Annotated in this window: 12 protein-coding genes; 3 read left to right on the forward strand and 9 right to left on the reverse strand. The window is 51.0% G+C overall.

Annotated elements, in window-relative coordinates; translation table 11 throughout:
• Nucleotides 1-85 precede the first annotated feature (85 nt).
• Nucleotides 86-2,365, forward strand: coding sequence for a PD40 domain-containing protein (locus FTO74_RS13875; protein WP_162538678.1), 2,280 nt, complete (start codon nt 86-88; stop codon nt 2,363-2,365).
• A 323-nt stretch (nt 2,366-2,688) separates the two neighbouring features.
• Here FTO74_RS13875 and FTO74_RS19790 read toward each other — a convergent pair whose 3' ends face one another.
• Nucleotides 2,689-2,820: a hypothetical protein gene (locus tag FTO74_RS19790; RefSeq protein ID WP_255462276.1), complete on the reverse strand. Its 132-nt coding sequence runs from the start codon at nt 2,818-2,820 to the stop codon at nt 2,689-2,691.
• Nucleotides 2,821-3,430: 610 nt separating this feature from the next.
• Between FTO74_RS19790 and FTO74_RS13880 the strand changes: the two genes are divergently transcribed.
• The gene (locus FTO74_RS13880; protein WP_162538679.1) at nt 3,431-4,669 is read left to right on the forward strand and encodes a Wzz/FepE/Etk N-terminal domain-containing protein; all 1,239 of its coding nucleotides are present in this window, start codon (nt 3,431-3,433) and stop codon (nt 4,667-4,669) included.
• Nucleotides 4,670-4,765: 96 nt separating this feature from the next.
• Here the strand turns inward: FTO74_RS13880 and FTO74_RS13885 are convergent, their stop codons facing one another.
• Together FTO74_RS13885 and FTO74_RS19980 are read right to left on the reverse strand one after the other, a co-directional pair.
• On the reverse strand, nt 4,766-6,223 hold the full coding sequence (locus tag FTO74_RS13885) for a capsule assembly Wzi family protein (RefSeq protein WP_255462277.1): 1,458 nt from the start codon (nt 6,221-6,223) through the stop codon (nt 4,766-4,768).
• 894 nt (nt 6,224-7,117) lie between these two features.
• Nucleotides 7,118-7,345 carry an acyltransferase gene (locus FTO74_RS19980; RefSeq protein ID WP_345934273.1) on the reverse strand — a complete coding sequence of 76 codons (228 nt, stop codon included), beginning with the start codon at nt 7,343-7,345 and terminating at the stop codon, nt 7,118-7,120.
• A 566-nt stretch (nt 7,346-7,911) separates the two neighbouring features.
• On the opposite strand from FTO74_RS19980, the gene FTO74_RS19915 reads away from it, so the two are divergent.
• Nucleotides 7,912-8,355 carry a hypothetical protein gene (locus FTO74_RS19915; RefSeq protein WP_275938914.1) on the forward strand — a complete coding sequence of 148 codons (444 nt, stop codon included), beginning with the start codon at nt 7,912-7,914 and terminating at the stop codon, nt 8,353-8,355.
• Nucleotides 8,356-8,734: 379 nt separating this feature from the next.
• On the opposite strand, the gene FTO74_RS13900 is transcribed toward FTO74_RS19915, so the two are convergent.
• From FTO74_RS13900 to FTO74_RS13925, 6 genes are all read right to left on the reverse strand, one after another.
• On the reverse strand, nt 8,735-10,231 hold the full coding sequence (locus FTO74_RS13900) for an MATE family efflux transporter (protein WP_162538682.1): 1,497 nt from the start codon (nt 10,229-10,231) through the stop codon (nt 8,735-8,737).
• A gap of 70 nt (nt 10,232-10,301) precedes the next feature.
• Nucleotides 10,302-11,177: a glycosyltransferase family 2 protein gene (locus FTO74_RS13905; RefSeq protein ID WP_162538683.1), complete on the reverse strand. Its 876-nt coding sequence runs from the start codon at nt 11,175-11,177 to the stop codon at nt 10,302-10,304.
• A 689-nt stretch (nt 11,178-11,866) separates the two neighbouring features.
• Nucleotides 11,867-13,006 (reverse strand): SDR family NAD(P)-dependent oxidoreductase, encoded by a 1,140-nt coding sequence (locus tag FTO74_RS13910; protein WP_162538684.1) that lies wholly within the window; start codon nt 13,004-13,006, stop codon nt 11,867-11,869.
• Nucleotides 13,007-13,455: 449 nt separating this feature from the next.
• Nucleotides 13,456-14,526, reverse strand: coding sequence for a glycosyl hydrolase family 28-related protein (locus tag FTO74_RS13915; RefSeq protein ID WP_162538685.1), 1,071 nt, complete (start codon nt 14,524-14,526; stop codon nt 13,456-13,458).
• Between the two features lie 191 nt (nt 14,527-14,717).
• Nucleotides 14,718-15,824 (reverse strand): glycosyltransferase, encoded by a 1,107-nt coding sequence (locus FTO74_RS13920; protein ID WP_220399023.1) that lies wholly within the window; start codon nt 15,822-15,824, stop codon nt 14,718-14,720.
• Nucleotides 15,821-17,155 (reverse strand): hypothetical protein, encoded by a 1,335-nt coding sequence (locus FTO74_RS13925; RefSeq protein ID WP_162538687.1) that lies wholly within the window; start codon nt 17,153-17,155, stop codon nt 15,821-15,823. The genes FTO74_RS13920 and FTO74_RS13925 overlap by 4 nt, the downstream gene beginning before the upstream one ends.
• Nucleotides 17,156-17,172: the final 17 nt, after the last annotated feature.

Below are 17,172 nucleotides of genomic sequence, written 5' to 3' on the forward strand. Positions count from 1 at the left end.
GAGGCGTGGAGGCGCTCAAAGCTCGATTCATCGAACTGTAAGAATGTGGCACTAAGATGAAAGACACTCAAGCAGGCTGAGCTTTATGGCACTAGAGATTGCCACCGAACGAGATACTCAGGGCGATCCCCTCTCGCCCCAGCTTCCTCCCCTCGACGTCGATCCTTTCCTCGTTCGCGAGCAGTTGACTCGCATTCTGGGATGTGTCCACTTCAAGGGATCGGCCAGGATCTCGCGCTTTCTCCAATTTGTAACAGAAACGGTTCTAGAAGGTCGCGCCGATGAGATCAAGGAGACCTCGATCGGGGTCTCGGTCTATGATCGCGTGCCGACCTACGATCCGAAGGTCGATACCGTCGTGCGCAGCGAGGCGAGGCGGCTGCGCCGGAAGCTGGATCAATACTTCGAGGAGCAGGGCCATCTCGATAGGGTTCGGATCTCACTTCCGAAGGGCGGCTACGTCCCTGTCTTCACGCGAATCAGCGTCCAGCCAAGCGCAATTGAGGTATTGCAACCGAGTCCGGCGCTGCCGCAATCCTTGGTCGCACCCCAATCCGAACCAGTTCATCCCGAGCCGGTTCCTCGCAAAACCACCGCAGTAGATCCGCCACATCGAAGGACACTTCTAGTCCTGGCGTCGCTGTGCCTCGCCATCCTCCTGACCGGCCTCGTAGCACTTTTTCTCTGGCACAGAAGACATTCTGAGACTTTGAGTGGCACGGCCCATATCAGCCCGCTCACCTCGTTCCCTGGGGAGTCGTACCAGCCGTCTATCTCTCCGGATGGCCGGTCGGTTGCATTCATCTGGAATAATGGCGGTCCCAACTTCAATGTCTACGTGATGCAGCCGGGTGGAAGACCGCTTCGGGTCACCACAAGCTCCAGCTCTGACCTTCACCCGGTCTGGTCTCGGGATGGCAGCTCTTTGGCCTTCCTCCGCGTCTCCTCCTCGGGTTCTCAGGTAATGCTGATTCCATTTCCCGGAGGATCGGAGAAGGTGCTCTTTACCCTGAAGAGCGGCCGTCCATGGAGCGAAGATCTGTTAGGCACTCGCAACGACACCGGGCCAAGCTGGTCTGCGGACGGCAAGAAGCTGATTGTCTCCGATATAGCCCCTTCGGGTTTCGGGCTGGGGCTCTATGAGTACAGCCTTGGCAGCCATGAGTTGCGTCCGCTCACCGATCCCCTTTCCAATGGACGCGACCTAAACCCCGTGTACTCACCGGACGGAAGATGGGTTGCTTACGTCCGCTTCTCCAGCTACGACTCAGGTGACATCTTCCTGACCTCGCTCTCCGACCGGCGAGAGCACCAGCTTACTGCGGAGCACATGGACATCCAGGGTCTTGCCTGGTCTGACGACAGCCACTCCATACTCTTCTCCTCAAACCGGGATGGCGCTTATGCTCTCTGGAAGATCAGACGGGACGGAGGGCCGCCCGCTCCGATGGAGACGACAGGCGAATCCGCGATTCAGCCGGCAGTCTCCTCTAATGGAAGCTTTATCGTCTACGCGGACTGGGCCCAGCGCTCCAATATTCTGAAGGTTGCTCTGCAACATCCGGCCTCATCCGTGAGCATCGCACCTTCGACGCGCCGCAGCCACAGCGCCCAGTTCTCTCCGGACGGATCGAAGATCGCTTTCGTTTCCGACCGGAGCGGCAAGTGGGAGCTGTGGGTCGCCAATGCAGACGGCAAGGAGGCCAGCCAACTCACCCGGTTCGAGGCAGCTACCGTGGGGAGCCCACGCTGGTCGCCCGATGGAAGATCCATTGCCTTCGACGCACGGCCCAAGGGCCATTCGGCGGTCTACGTCGTCTCGGCAGATGGGCAGCTGCTGCGCAATCTCAGCTCTGACAACTTTGAAGAGAAGCAGCCTGCCTGGTCGCAAGATGGGAAGTGGCTGTACTTTGACTCCAATCGCGCCGGTCCGATGCAGTTATGGAAGATGCGAGTCGCCGGGACGGACGCGACGCCTATTTCCTCAATTGCCCTCACCGACGTCCACGTCTCGCCCGACTCCCAGGTGCTATTCTTCACCAACTCGGGAGAAGGCCTTTGGAAGATGCCCGCCAACGGTGGAGCACCAGTTCTTGTGGAGGGACTTGAGAGGTGCCGTTTTGGCAGATTATGGACAGTGACCGATCGGGGTATCTACTTTGTCGACATTGGGACGGATCGCTCGAAGTTGCAGTTCTACGATTTCCGCACCCAGTCGAGTCGCGCTGTGCTTATGCTGCCCAACGACGTCCTGATTGGTTTTCCGAGCCTGTCCTACTCTGCGACGGAGAATGCCATCCTCTTCTCCGCAAAAGAAGACCAGCACAGCGACCTGATGACCTTGTGGGAGAAAAACCAGAAGTAAAGTAAAGCTGGATGGACCGTTCTCAATCCCCTCGATAGTAAAATCGGTCAGCGTATTTCTGGATCTGTCACATCCCCAGAGAACTCCCTCAAGTCACCTTGGAGATGATTCAACGATCAAAGCGGACACTCGGAGCCATCAAATACGCGCCAAATCAGCGAATCGAAAATCGTCCACTAGATCCCATGATCTCCACTTTCTTACGGCTCTGTACCGTCGCCTTACCATTCACTACTCCTGCATCCACCTGTTCCGGCGCATGACACATCATCTCTATCCTCAGTTTCTTTATCTCCAGTCTCTATGATTTCAACTGGCACAAATCAAGCTGGGCAGACCATCTGGATATAAGGGTGCTTGATGCCGATCAGAACAATCTGCTCACGGTGCTCGACGGGGATCTTCGCCGTAATGGTCAGCGAAATGTCGGCTATTTCCACCTCTTCGGGAACCACTTCCGACCGATGTAATCATCGGCTCCGCGGACAGGAAGTAAGCTATGTCTCCAGGCAAAGTGGCTCATCTTTTGATTTGTCTCCTCTGATGAGGAGATTATAGCCGTATTCTGTAGATCAAATAGGCTCTTGTACTTCAGATTGCAGACACCCCCGCCAGATCTATCGTGTGCAGCGTCAGATGCTTGATCATTCCAATCATGTTCGAACCTACTCCACGCTAGCGCGGCAGACATGCCTCATAAGGAAAGAGAGGAAACCACAGATTCTTTACGTAAGCAGAGCCAAAATATTTTTAAGGTATCTGGAGGAATCAGAGGTAACATTTCTGCGAAAAAGCAGCATGAGGATATCTCAGCACCTCGAACGCGGCAATTGCCCCTCTTTGAGAACCGAGGGCTGGATGGCCTTGCTTGCCAGCGCGAAACCGGTACAATTTCTTGAATGAAATATTCATGGTACTGGTCGATCATCGCCGCCATCGAAGCACTGTCAGCAAAGTGGTTGACCTCGCCACACAAGCTTCGTTTTTTGGCCTTTCGAGCAAGCTAATTGATCCAGAGAGAATCTTCCCTTGTATAGATGGGCAGAACAGCAGGAAAGGTAATTCATGATCGACCAAGCCACACATGTCGCCCCCTTGACACGGGAGAATCGCTCCAATGAAGATCGGTTGCAGCCCTCCGTAGATCAAGCGTCCCAAGTTAACATCTTAGATTTGCTGGACGCTCTCAAGCAGGGAAGAAAAACAATTTTGCTCATTGCTGCGGGCATCTTCCTTGCATCTGTAGTTACAGCATTTTCTCTTCCTGCAAAGTATTCGTCTGTTGCTGCTTTCGTCCCACCTACCAACAGCAGTAGCTCGAGCGCCTCGGCCCTTGCCGGCCAACTTTCCGCACTTGGTCCTGCTAGTTTATTAGCCGGAGTGAAGACGTCTGGTGATCTTTATGCCGGAATCCTTAAGAGCCGCTCCATTGCAGAAAAGTTGATCCGACGGTTCAACCTGAAACAAATCTATAGGGTGAAGCATGATAGCGACGCAATTAAACGTCTCGCCTCAAACACTAACATTGAGGTAGGAGTAAAAGACACGATTATCAGAATTACCGTGCAAGATAAAAGCCCGGAACGCGCCAGAGATCTCGTCAATGCCTATCTCGATGCTCTACGGGAGACAAACGGCCGCCTTGCCCTCACAGAGTCATCGCAACGCCGTATGTTCTTCGACAATCAGCTCGCAAAAGAAAAGAATGACTTGGCAGATGCTGAGGTTGAGCTGAAGAAGAGCCAGGAACAGTATGGTCTAATCTCTCCTACGGGCCAAACAGCGTTACAGCTCGAAACGATCGCGAAGACAAGGGCGCAGATCGCGGCTCACCAGATCGAACTAGCCGACCTTCAACAGTCCTCCACTCCACAAAACCCAATGGTAATGCGACTGCAAAGTGTAATAGCAGGCCTGGAGGAGCAACTTGCCCGGCTTCAAAACGGCGGCGCAAATAACGATGCTGGCAACATCCCCATGGCCAAAGTCCCAGCCGCTCAACTAGCCTATATTCGCCAAGCACGTGAGGTGAAGTACCACGAAGCGTTGTTTGAAATGATTGCAAAACAAGACGAAGCGGCACGCATGGACGAAGCGCATGATGCCCCGCTTCTACAAATCTTGGACTTTGCATCATACCCCGATCAGCGATCTGGACCGCCTCGGGCACTGATTAGTCTGGGTGGTTTGCTACTCGGAACTCTGATGGGCAGCCTTTGGGTGCTAGTACGTAAACGTGTACTAAGTACGCGTTCCACCTTTGCCCCAATGAAAGATTTATCCTCAACAGACGCGGTTCAGTAAGTGTAGCGCCAGAACAAGCGACACTTCAAAATACATCGCCCCATACAACCGCAGCTACTCCTCCCTCAGATAGGGAGGAGTAGCTCAAACCGTTTCTTACGGTGCGGTTTTGTGTTCGGGGTGTATTGTGAGCTGGAATGTGGCAACAGTATTGGTCTGCTCTCCAGGCTTATACACCGGTGCCTTCCACCACTCGTGCTGGACGTCAGCGGACAACTCCAGATGATCGTGCAAACGTTTGACCACGCGAAAGTCGAAGCTATTCTGAGTGGTTCCCGAGGGAATAAAGTCCTTGGCATTCTTTGAGTGCCGGAACTCGAATTGGACTAATTCACGTGGCGATATGTGGTAGGTCAGCCATCCTTGCCCCCCCTTTCCTTCTCGACCAAGAGAGTCTCCCATAATGAAACTTTTGTTCGTATATCCCTGCACCTGAACAGCCTCCACATAGAGGTAGTCTCCGTCAATACTGCGACCTGTCGGAGGATCAGTGCTCATGCCCTCGACCCGAAGATCGAATTTCGGAGCTCCAGGAATGCGGGACAAAAAGAGGCCAGGACGCACACCAGCATGACGTGGAGCAGATACCGGACTCACATCGTCGTGGACGAGCGAATCCGTATACAAGGTAAGCCTGTGGGACAGAAATGGAAGTCGCCAGCTGAAATCGAACGTGCCAAATCTGGCCCCCGGATCATCTCTCGAGTTCTTCTGCGTAACAGGCACATTCTGGAAGCTAAAGAAACTCTTAAGGAAGGAGTGGATCGTGATGGGCGCGTGGCCTTTGCCTCCCCAAATCGTAGAACGCGCAAACCCTATCTCGACATTGGCAGTAGGCTTGAAGCTAATTTTTTCGGTGTGCAACCAAGGATCATTAGGGGCGGAATGGCCTTTGAGGCTACCGACAAAAAACTCATAGCGGAATGGTCCGGTCAGGCGTGAAAGCAAGGGCACAGAAAGAGGTTCAGTACGGTCGATCTGAAACGCATAGATATTTTCCGCATTATTGCTGTAGAGAAAACTTCCACCCTTGGTCGGAGCCAGCCAGTGATCACTCTTGCCGAATGATATTTCGTGATCCAGCAAGCGGTAGGAAATATTCGCCTCCATGATGCGGAATACATTGGTAGAGGCAATGGGACCCGCGGGAATCGTAGGATGCACAGAGGTGCTAGTTATAGGAGTGCCGTTAATGTAGGACAGGATAGAGACGAGAGCAGGATCATAGCCCGCGGCACTAGGCGCATGTTGATACTCTCCTCGCACGTACAAACTGAAGCGGCCATACTCTGCGCTTCCGCTTACTCCATCGACCGTATTAAAGCCGGTCTGATATGGGCGACCGTAATCATTGTTAAGTGTTTGCCCGAGACCGAAACTGTCTCGCAGGGTTAGACCGGTAATGCCCTGCAAGCGCGTATAAACGCCTTCGCACCCCAAGGAAAGCTTCTCCGACTCGTCTTCCTCACCAAATTCACGCTGAAGAGCAGTAAGTATTTCGAACGCCTGAAAATCGTTTCGTATATCTTGTGCGTTTGAGCTTGCATCGAGCATTCGCTGGACACTACGTCTCGTCCAGGGACGAAGACCAAGGAATGCTGTGTCCAAATATCCTAGCCCATGCAAACGATCAAGTGCCGGGTAAACCCAGCTATCTATGGGAACATATACATCAGTCGGCCGCGTGCCACCGTAGCCCGTAGTGCATTGAGGAAACTTTCCTACGGTCTGCGCTATAGTTTTCCCGCAAGCTAGAGCGAAAAACACAGGTAATATCCAAATTGCTAGCGAAAATATTTGCTGCTTTCGAAAGCGCGCTGCTACCATAAATAAACTTCCTTAGCAAATCGTTCATTGTCCCGAGTACACGGACGATCTCAGGCAACCTTTGCTCCGAGATAAACTCTAAATTTCAGAATCCAATTATCTCTGTCTTATACTAAATAGCTCTTATGCCTCATACCCTCTGCACGGCTCATCCAAACCTGCTGCCAAGTCGCACATCATCTCACGGGCCGCATGGACAGGATGAGCCCTTCGGAGGTACAAATAGGCATGACTTTTCCACCGGCGCCGGGATATCCATATCTGAATAATTCTGCGACTCTGAAAGTACAAGCTCTGATTGTAAATGAAGACTCGTGACGCCATATTTTGAGTCATCCCATTACTTGGAGGGATGTCGTTCCTGATCTGGAGCCATCTCAAGTGAGTGGCTCACTTGCCCCTCGCGGAATATCTAGGCTTTGTCCCTGCTCCCGGCATACACGCAATCGAATTCCTGATTGATACCAATGGATTTTGGATCACGATGAAATCTGCAACCAACGCAGCCTGGAAATATACTCGCGCTTGGGCCCTCGGTATTATGAGCCTTGCAACATGATGCATGCCCCTCACACTTCGTTCTGCCGCACGGGTATCGGCGATTCTAGGCCTCGCAACACATTAAGATACCGAAACCCAAGTCTGGGTAGAGTGATCGAAGGTACGGATAACCTTAGCCGGAACTCCAGCGAGCATAGAGTGAGCTGGGAAAGATCGTGTGACAACGGCGTTTATACCAACTACGCACCCCTCACCAAGCGTCACGCCCGGCAGAACTGCCGCGCGATATCCTAGAAAGCAGTTGCGACCGATTCGAATAGGCCCCTTGCTCTCGAGTGCTTGCTTCATGATAGGGCCCGCCGACGGATGAAGACCATGCGCAGCATCGTTAATGTAAACGTAGTCGCTGAGCACACAACCATCCCCTATTCTTATTTCACCTATTGCAGCAAGAAATATATACCGACCAATATATACGTCATTCCCGATGCCAATCTTGGGTTGGTATCGTATCCCAGCATGTTCTCTAATCGTCAGAATGGTAGAGCCAACATGGATCTTTGTATTTATCCCAATTTCGATCCCTATACCGCTTGGTATTGAAAACGGCGCTCGGATTAAGGTGCCTTTGCCAGTCTTAATGCCGCTAGGCAATCTCAGCCGACGTAACGCCAGACTCAATACTTGCAACTGTTTATGGAGCAATATCTGACCTCCGACAAAACACGGATAAACTTATATTGAAATCAGCCATATTCATCTTGATAGAAGAGACTTGCATTTTAGTAAACAGCGCGCAATCCAAGCGACCTGGAGCTCCCTAGACCTCCTCATGTATCAGAATTCACTGGAAGGGGAGCCATATCTGTAAGCCTGCGCACTCTCCGCACGACAGCCGGTATACCGGTTGCAATGTGGAAATCTGGAACGTCGCGTGTCACCACTGCATTGGCGCCAACCACTGCTCCGCGGCCAATCCGGACACCCGGGAGAATGCGGGCTCCCATTCCAATGAAGGCTCCATCACAAATCTCAACCGGAGCCTCTATTCGATCAATGTGACTCCCCATCTTGTCATCTACCCCCAGGCCATCGACTGGGTGACTTGTATCAACGATAGAACAGAAGCCAGTTATGGATACGTCAGACCCGATGCTAATACGGTGACGGCAAATAATATGTACATACTGTTCTATATTGACATTGTTACCGATTGTTATATGGGGTACCGGAGAGAGCGCATCTCTGATGATTTCCATCCGCAGTCCATGGCGGATAATGGTCCCGCTCCCTATGCTTATACAACTTGGGTGCACCAAAAGCAGGGGTGGATACAGAATGGATCCTTTGCCGAATGAGCCGAAGACTCTACGATAAAAAAAAACTCCCTTAACGCGGTATAGCCTTTTGATAAGAAATGTCAATATGTCATAAACCTCCATAGAGACCAGCAGACTCCATCGACTTTGCTTTAAATCGTTCATAGGTCCGAGTGTTAGCTAAGAAGCATATAAAAGGCGGCATCAAAATAGCAAATCACGATACTGAAACCCGTGACCTTCTACAAGCGTCAAAGAGTATGCAACGGTCTCAACGCCTGAGCAAGAGGAATTCCCTGAAGCCGAACATCACTATTCTTACTAATGATGCATATGCCAAGACGATTGCCCCATAGTGACCTGAGGATTGCATCGCCTAGGCTAGGTACAGACTACAGCCACGATACAATCCTGGCATTTACCGAGCAGCCAAAGTAGCAGTGGACCATTGTCTTTGTGTCAGTTTGAACACAAAAAAGCCAATTACGATCGACACCAACCAACCCACAATAGGGAGCAACCGGAATTGATGTAGACGGATAACGAGAATGGCACAGGCAAATGCGGGCAAAACGGGCAACATGCCTACGAGGATTCCCCTAAACCCTAGATCGAATCTGCTGATGTTAAGCCCTTCCTTGATGCCTACACAAAAAACAAAGAGTGCAGGAATAGCAACAACCGCACCAATGAACGAGCCATAGGCAACTCCGAGCGCGCCGCGCCGTTGTACCAAGTATAAGCTCATGACAAGGTTGACAACAGCCTCTATCAAAACAGGAAAAATCCCACTGTTTTGATAGCCGGTGGCGATAAGAGCAATGGAATAACCGCTCGCGAAAAGCCGAAGTGTCTGTGTAGCCATGAGGACGACCAAGACCGGGTAAGCTTGCTTAGCGTAAATCTCCCCCACCCAAAGTCCCAATAACATTTTACCGTAGGCGATCACGATCGCCGTGACTGCAACATTCATGAAAGTATTGATGCGAGTTGCGTGGATAACGATCACGCGCATCTGATCGAGTCTTCCTCTTGCCTGCATTGCAGCAAACGGTGCCAAGAGGGCACTCAGTATTGAACTGTTGGCGCTTGCGAAGATAGACGTGAGTGTTGCAGCAACAGCATAGTAACCAGCAGATTCAAACTGATAATGTCCGACGATGGTGATATCCAGGCCAGAAACCAATAACATGCCGAATGCCCATACAGTGAGGCCCGCGCAGTAGTGAAGAAAGCCCACCGCCGCATTCCGATCGATAGCGAGCCGCTCAAGACGCGCACTAGCAAGCCGTTGCCCCACGATGTACATCTGTAGCAGCCCACCCAATAGATTGGGAACGGCCACACACAGAGCAATTGTGATAAGCGACCGAGTGTAGTGTGAAGCTATGATTGCAATCGTCGCACCTATCAGTCGGCTCCCACCCACGGCGTAGGCTGTGAACTCATTTTGATGCATTCCAATGAGCACGCCGGTAAAAGTGGACAAGGGAAGCAGCAGAACTGCTCCAAGTGCCATGATGAGTGCTGCAACCTGAAACTCGTGGAGAATCGACGAAGGAACGCCATAAAAGAAGATCCCTGCATGAAAGACAATAAGCAGGAGGAGCGCCAATGATATTAACGCAGCTATCGAAAGCATTGCAAAGGCCGTTTCAATGAGCTTTCGCACGTGTTCGTGCTTTCCCAACTCCAACGCCTGTGCTACAAAGCGGGCAATCGCTGTTTGTAAGCCGAAATCAAGGAATGAAGCATACGCGGCGATCTGAAGGATGAGCGACCATGCGGCAAACCGGTCGCGGTCAAGACTATGAACAAGAAAATGAGGTAGGGCGACTGCAACAATGGCCGTAGCTCCACCCCTCACAATATTGGATAAAGCATTCTTAGCAACTGTCCAGCGCAGGCTTCTCATCGAATCCTCGGCACGAACCGCAAAGTGGACTGACTACCTCGAAAGATCATGGTCATCACACATGTCATCCTCAGCGGATACCAAGCCCTTCAGTCCAGCCTGCCTGACGGCGCTCAAAGGCTGCGAAGTTGTCTTTCCCGATGAGTAATCTATAGCAGTAGATGGCTCGATAGATAAGTGTCATCCTCATGACGGTCCACCAGCCAAAGTGCTTCCTGATGAAGAGTGCCCGGTTGCGAGAAAGGTATCGCTGGGCAAAAGGAGAATCTGTCCCCGTAAGGCTGTTCACCTTGTGCCACAGCTTTACATGGGGCAAATAGAACGTCTTGAAACCAGCCTTAAATGCCCGGTACATGAAGTCGTTGTCATCCACATAGACGAAGTAACGCTCGTCCATAAGGCCAATCACGTCGAAAACCTCGCGTTTTATTAGAGTGCAACATGTAGGCGAGTATTCAATGAGCCGAGATTGCTCGAATTGTCCGCGATCAAACTCATCTTCCCCATAGTGGATACCGCGGGCGGCATACCTGGCCTGAAATGTACCACCAGCACACCAGATCTTCTTTGGTGGATCATAGTAATAGATCAGAGGAACCGCCATATTACATGCGTAGTCGCTAAGGCCCGCGATAAGTAGCCGGATCAGGTCCAATCCGAACACGACATCGTTATTCAAGAGCAGAATCGAGTCGCATCCATCTGCAAGGGCAGCAGTGATGCCCTGATTATTGCCACCCGCTACGCCAGCATTGAAATCGTTAGCAACTATCGTCAGTTGCGGCATCTGCCACGACTTGAGTATGGAAATCGTATCGTCGCTGGACGCATTGTCGATTGCATAAAGATGGAAGCTTGGATGATCTTGCCCTTCCAGAGACTTCAAGAAGTCTGGTAGCACATTCGCGCTATTAAAAGTTACCGTTACAATGCCAACTTTGTGCAAGTGTCAATCCGCATCCGACGGTGCAATCCGTCTAAGAAGGTCTGGCGCGACTCGTCTCTGGCATTACTCCGATCCAATTTCGTGGATGCAGAGTTCGAGCTGAAGCAATGTTATTTTAGCATGTGATCCTAGAGACAAATGAGAACTCGAAACGCCTACAACCAACTGAAAAACGAAAATACTGCTCTCCGCATCGCCTTCCCAAGCCAGACTCTATCGCAACCGATACCGTGTCATTTCTGGCATGGGCCATCTTCGCTTTTTCCATAAACAGTTCGAATGTAGAGCGCGATGCAGTTTGACCAGAAATCCATATAAAAGAAGCGGCTGCGGATGATCAAATCGATGCTGCTATCTATGCCAGTTTTACATCTTTCAACTGACACAAGGGGGCGGTATCCCCTCCGTAGCTCAGATCGATCCATCGGCACCACAATGAGAAGAACAAGGAGGGAGAATCGCAACACTAGGCAGAATTGCTTTTGCGAAGTGAGGATAAGACTCCCCACAATTTCCCCGAATCACGGTATTGACAGCAAACAACAGGTACGTCGCGGCAATGGAATCAAAGGACGCTGAACTTTCTCCACCCAATCCTCGATCAGCACCCCTGGCTGTGCATTTGAGCGATCCAAGTGACCTTTTGTAGAGTTACAATCGCTATTTGTCGACACCACCCTGTATCAGGATCAGTCCGCCTGGTGCATTAATCCCTTTTGCTTCAACTCGGCAAGTGAACGTTCGTATCCGGAGAGTTCTGGTTCGCTCTGTTCAGCCCAGGCCAGAAACTCCCGGACACCGACAGCGAATGGGGTTTTAGGCTCATACCCTAGCAGTGAGCGAGCGAGCGTGAGATCTGCCGAACCATGGCGAATATCTCCTTCTCGAAAAGCACCATTAACCTGAACTTTGGATTTCCCGCCGAAGTAGTCATTTACAGCTTGCGCCACCTGCATCACGGTTACATGCTCATTGGAACCTACGTTCACGGCATGGGAGGTAGTCTCGGAACTATCTATGCAAGCCATGGTTGCGCTTACGACATCGTCGATGTAAACAAAATCGCGACTCTCTTCGCCATCTTCGAAGACATTGATGTCCGATCCGACGCGAGCCAAGTTCGAAAATATAGCTAGAATTCCAGTGTATGGATTCTTCAATGACTGGCCTGGTCCATACACATTTTGATAGCGGAGCGCAAAAGATGGAATCCCGAGGACTTCCCCAAACAGCAGGGTCATCTGCTCCTGAACCTGCTTCGTGAGCCCGTAAAATGAAGCTGGCTGGAATGGTGCGCTTTCCGGTGTGGGAACAGATCGGCACTTCGATCCACATACAGGACATAAGGGATCGAAGTGGCCAAGCTTCTTCTCCGCAGAAGAACGTGGCCTTGGGTATATTAATCCATGCTCGGAGCACCTATAGGCACCTTCACCATAGATTGCCCGTGAAGAGGCACCAATGATACGCAGAACTCCATGATTCGAATTTCGCGCAAGCAAATCGTAGAGCAGTGCCGTACCAGCCAGATTAACTTGTTCGTACTTCATAACCTCGTACATGGACTGACCGGTTCCGGTCTCAGCAGCCAGATTCACAATGACTTGGTGTCCTGGAACAACCGCTTCCCAAACAGAAGCATCACGGACGTCGCCACGTACGAGGCGAACCCTGCCTTGAAGATCAGCGTGTATTTCTGCCTTTTCGCCATGGATTTGAGGGCTGAAGTTATCGAGAAGGGTCACGGTATGACCTTGCTTCAGAAGCGTCTTAGCAAGGTGTGTTCCGATAAATCCCGCGCCGCCCGTAATCAATATATTTTGAGTCAAGTTAATAAGATCCTAAAATAAACTGGAACACGCATTCCGATAAAGATTAGATCATCATAGCACCAGCAAAAGGAGCCGCTGCACGTTTTGGAAACTCGACGTAGCGATATTGACTTGCCGTTTTAAATGGGACAATCGATCGCCATGTCTTCCTCCTGCTCATCTTGCCTGGGCCAATGCAGCCACGAGTGGTGCAATACTTTCACTGTCACAGGTGTTAAACAGCTGGCCATTTCTCCGGAGATATCACCAAAGCGGGAGGCATTCGATCTCATTCGTGAAGGAGCTCAGAAGACCGTTGACCTCTCATACTGAGAAATCAACAAAACCTTGAGTACTTTAAGACATATGCCACCGACATAAGGCGCGCCCCGCGCCGGCGGCAAGTTGCAGCACGAAACTAAGCCAAGAGGAATATCAACTCCTGACACACTCATCGAGTGCCTTTGTCATTTTGGACTTGGTCCTGCTGAACTGTCGGAAAAGACTTCACTGCCGAAGTAGAAGTAAGAATGTGTTGAGTGATTCAATGTAACTGGCACGCCGCCTGTATCCACACGATGATGATCTCCACCGTAAATGACAATATGTGGACCTACGGATAACCAAAAAGGTTGCTCCAAAACCATCCCCGTGGAAGCGTGGGAGCCAATGATCCAATCTCCGTTAGCCGCTGATGTTGAAGCATAGAGTGGTTCCACCGTTCGAATTCGCTGACCAAACTGAATGTATTGGTTAATGTTTGAGTTCCATTCCCAATGGCAGTTTTCATATATGTTATTCGATGGCTGTATCCCTGTTGTGGGGACCCCAGGAGCGGGTTCTCCCACCTCATCATCCGTATCGGCCGTCTCCAAGCTACCTCCCGCTCTGTTCGACTGGAATGTACAGTTATGGCACGAGATGCCGAATCCGTCTTGGTCTCGATACCCCCAACCTTGATTAGCCATGAAGTAGACGTTGTTGAGTTCCCATGTGTTGTTCTGAATAACTCCCCTACCATCTTTCAAGATTCCTATGGAGAAATTGAGTCCATGGGCACCATTTGCCGCAAAAGTAGTATCCGAGATATGTCCATACTGGGATGCGGAAGCTCTCATCCCGTCCCGGCCAAAACCGGAGACAATGAGATCTTTGAGAAAAAACTCTGATGCATCCACAATATGGATTCCATTGCTCGAAACCGCTGTCCCGGTCAGGCCTAAGCTGCTCAATGTTAGATGGACATACAGATGCTGCTTGACGCTCACAACCTGTGGACCCACAAAGATTGCATCGCCTTTGCCGACATAGTGGATAATAGAAGTCTTTGAACTATCACCGCGGATTGTTATTGGGACGGGCAATGAAAAAACAAGAGTTGCTGAGGTCACATAGAGACCTGCAGGCACCAGGAGTGTTCCGCCCCCAGCAGCGCTCAATGCTTTCATCGCCTTTTGAAAGGCTAGGGCATTATCTGTCTTGCCATCGCCAACGCCTCCAAAATCAAGAATGGATCGTCCAAGCGATAGTCGGGCCATGTCTTGTTGCGGTTGACCCTTCCTCTTCGATGTAGCCCCTAGAACAACGCTCGAATTCCAACAAGCCAACGACAGCACTATAAAGCAGAGTACTTGGAGGAATGACTGAGTTACACGAGTTAGCGAACAAGAGAACATGTTCATGGTGGGGAGCACCTCACATCTTTTCGCCAGTAACTGTGGATGACATGCTAAGGATCTATTGTCAAAATCTTCAGAAGCCTGGTGATGCATTCTTTGCGTTGCGCAATAGTAGACAATAGCCCTATCTCAAATCGCCGCCTGGCTTCAAGCGAAAAGGCTAACAGGCCTCCCGGGTCGGCAAGCAGCATCTGCAAACGCAACAATATTTCGGGAATGGTGGCATCCAAAGACATAAGGTTTCCGACAAATGCCCCATCCATGTAGCACCGAGGACCTCCAGAATCGCGACAGAGCGGAACACACCCGGACCCCATCGACTCCAGCGGAGGCAATCCAAATCCCTCAGTATCGCTCAACAGCAGGAATATTTTTGATCTCCCATAAAGTTGTTTTATTTCTTCGTCGGTCGGACGAAGGAAGCAAGAACCAGCAAGCCCAGCCACACTAGCTCGAATCTCGGAGTCAGGAGTCACGACAGCAGAGGAGATACCGACTCTGTTTAGTTGCGCCAGAATCTCTAAATAGAGATCCAAGCGTTTCATATGACCTCGCCGCAGTAGCATTACCACATCAATATCGCGTTCGCCACTCACTGCATGAGACAGCCATGACTTTGGAGGCCAAATGGAGGCCTGCCCTAACGGTTGGATTCCTTCTTGTAGATAGAGACTCGAGATGTAAGCGTTGGTCGTAATCACGCTTGCACGCCGGCTTGTTGCAAGAATGAGTTTGCGTAGCAACGTCCGTTTTGGCCCGTCCGCAACGAACATCCATTCCACATCCTGATTGAAACAATACCAAGCTAGATGCGGCGCCAACCATGCCAGCGGGAACGTCGAGAAATGCGTGAGGATCAACGCATTCTTGCAACCTTCAGAAGATCGAGTCAGTGCGAGAACATAAAAAAGAAAGCGCAAGAGCAGAATCGGATACTGCACTCTCGCATTGAAGCGGTCTGCAAGATACGAAGACAGATGAACTATGGGCACATTGGACGATGTCAGTTCGTGCTGGCTCCTCCACAGAGTTACGATCCTTATGTCCACCCCCCCTAACTGCAACTCTTCGGCCAGGCGCAATGCTTCCTTGTTTCCTCCCGACATCCGGAGGGACGGGATAGGCATCAAGAGTGTTTTCACGGGCACTGAGTTCATTTGCGCCCCATCAATCCCAGTGCAGGTCGACGAACTTCATTGTGGCTACCTAATACAAGAGAGGCCCCCAGCATGATAGGAGGATAGCAATAGGGCTCCTGTGTGAGTAGAAAGCCCAGGCTTACTGAGATAAGCAAGATGCCCAAAAGACTACCTGACCTTTGATCTTCCCTTGCCATCCTGAACTGCGATTGAAGAAATGCAAAAAATAGCAGTAGTCCGCATACTCCAGTCTCTATCAAGTATCGCGTGAAAATATTGAAGGTCGACGCACGATGCTCAGCGGCGGAGGACATTTGGTCAACCGCTTCCTGAGAGAAGAGCAGAAAAGTAGGCATAAACCGTTCGAGGAACATAAAGTGAAACTGACCGAAACCAACACCCAAGATGCCATAGCCCGCGAAGGCCGCGTTCAAGGACGTAGCGGTCGATCCAAATCTCATGGCAGTACTCAGATTGTCCTGAACATTCAACGCCGCATTCTGCACCACAACGATGGCCGATATTGTTGCAACGACGAGGAGCACAATAATATTCCTGAGAGTAAGGATACGTGCTCGGCTATACCACATGAAACCTAGAAAACCGCAAATGGTTACCGGAACAACTGTCTTCCCGCCGCCATAGAGCGACATGGCGAACAACAAAAAAGCCAAAAGTATATAGCGTCGTTTGCGCCCAGTAGGGTAAGCCAACAGTAATGGAATGCCATAGAGCGCGGCCATCGTTCCGAAATAAGAAGGCTCGCTCAGCAAACCAGCTACCCGACTGTTGAACTCCTCCGTCCCATTGCGAAACAGTTCAAGTGGCATACGATCAGGCTGAAGCAGACCAATAACTTGAAAAACCGCAGCGGCCAAGTGCACCAACGCAGCCCAAGGAATAACATTCATCACAAATGCAGACCAGCGTCGTCCGGCAAACAGGTCAGCATGGGCAACAATGATGAAGGGCGTCACGAGAAATAGCATGGCTTGGGTGACAAATTGGGTGACAGGATCTTTTGTCGCCCCGAACCGAGACCATCCAAATACAAGGTTCAGCACAAAAGCCCCTGTCCCACATACAAATATTCCACCAAAGACATAGAGCACACGCAGGCTCGAACTCGGCAGCGCGTAGATAAACTGTCTCCAGCGCGCACCGATAATAACGATGGACCCCAGGATCATCAAAGGAATCGCCGGCTTGGCCCCCCCCTCCCGAAACAGCAAACCTGTGGGCTGAAACCAATCCATCGGTATAACAAAAACAAGAAGGAATAGATAGAATTTGGTAGCCCATGCCCATTCCGAAGGCCTTCGGCCAGATCCTGCTACCTTCAATTCCATCGGCCCTGCCTTAACAG

It is taken from the genome of Granulicella sp. WH15, from assembly GCF_009914315.1.
Taxonomy (GTDB): domain Bacteria; phylum Acidobacteriota; class Terriglobia; order Terriglobales; family Acidobacteriaceae; genus Edaphobacter.

What these genes read in the sequence shown, in the direction of transcription:
- FTO74_RS13875 (WP_162538678.1), top strand. Translation starts at nt 86, where the DNA reads ATGGCACTAGAGATTGCCACCGAACGAGATACTCAGGGCGATCCCCTC.
- FTO74_RS13880 (WP_162538679.1), top strand. Translation starts at nt 3,431, where the DNA reads ATGATCGACCAAGCCACACATGTCGCCCCCTTGACACGGGAGAATCGC.
- FTO74_RS13885 (WP_255462277.1), bottom strand. Translation starts at nt 6,223, where the DNA reads ATGCTCGATGCAAGCTCAAACGCACAAGATATACGAAACGATTTTCAG.
- FTO74_RS19980 (WP_345934273.1), bottom strand. Translation starts at nt 7,345, where the DNA reads ATGAAGCAAGCACTCGAGAGCAAGGGGCCTATTCGAATCGGTCGCAAC.
- FTO74_RS13900 (WP_162538682.1), bottom strand. Translation starts at nt 10,231, where the DNA reads ATGAGAAGCCTGCGCTGGACAGTTGCTAAGAATGCTTTATCCAATATT.
- FTO74_RS13915 (WP_162538685.1), bottom strand. Translation starts at nt 14,526, where the DNA reads ATGGCCCGACTATCGCTTGGACGATCCATTCTTGATTTTGGAGGCGTT.
- FTO74_RS13920 (WP_220399023.1), bottom strand. Translation starts at nt 15,824, where the DNA reads ATGAACTCAGTGCCCGTGAAAACACTCTTGATGCCTATCCCGTCCCTC.
- FTO74_RS13925 (WP_162538687.1), bottom strand. Translation starts at nt 17,155, where the DNA reads ATGGAATTGAAGGTAGCAGGATCTGGCCGAAGGCCTTCGGAATGGGCA.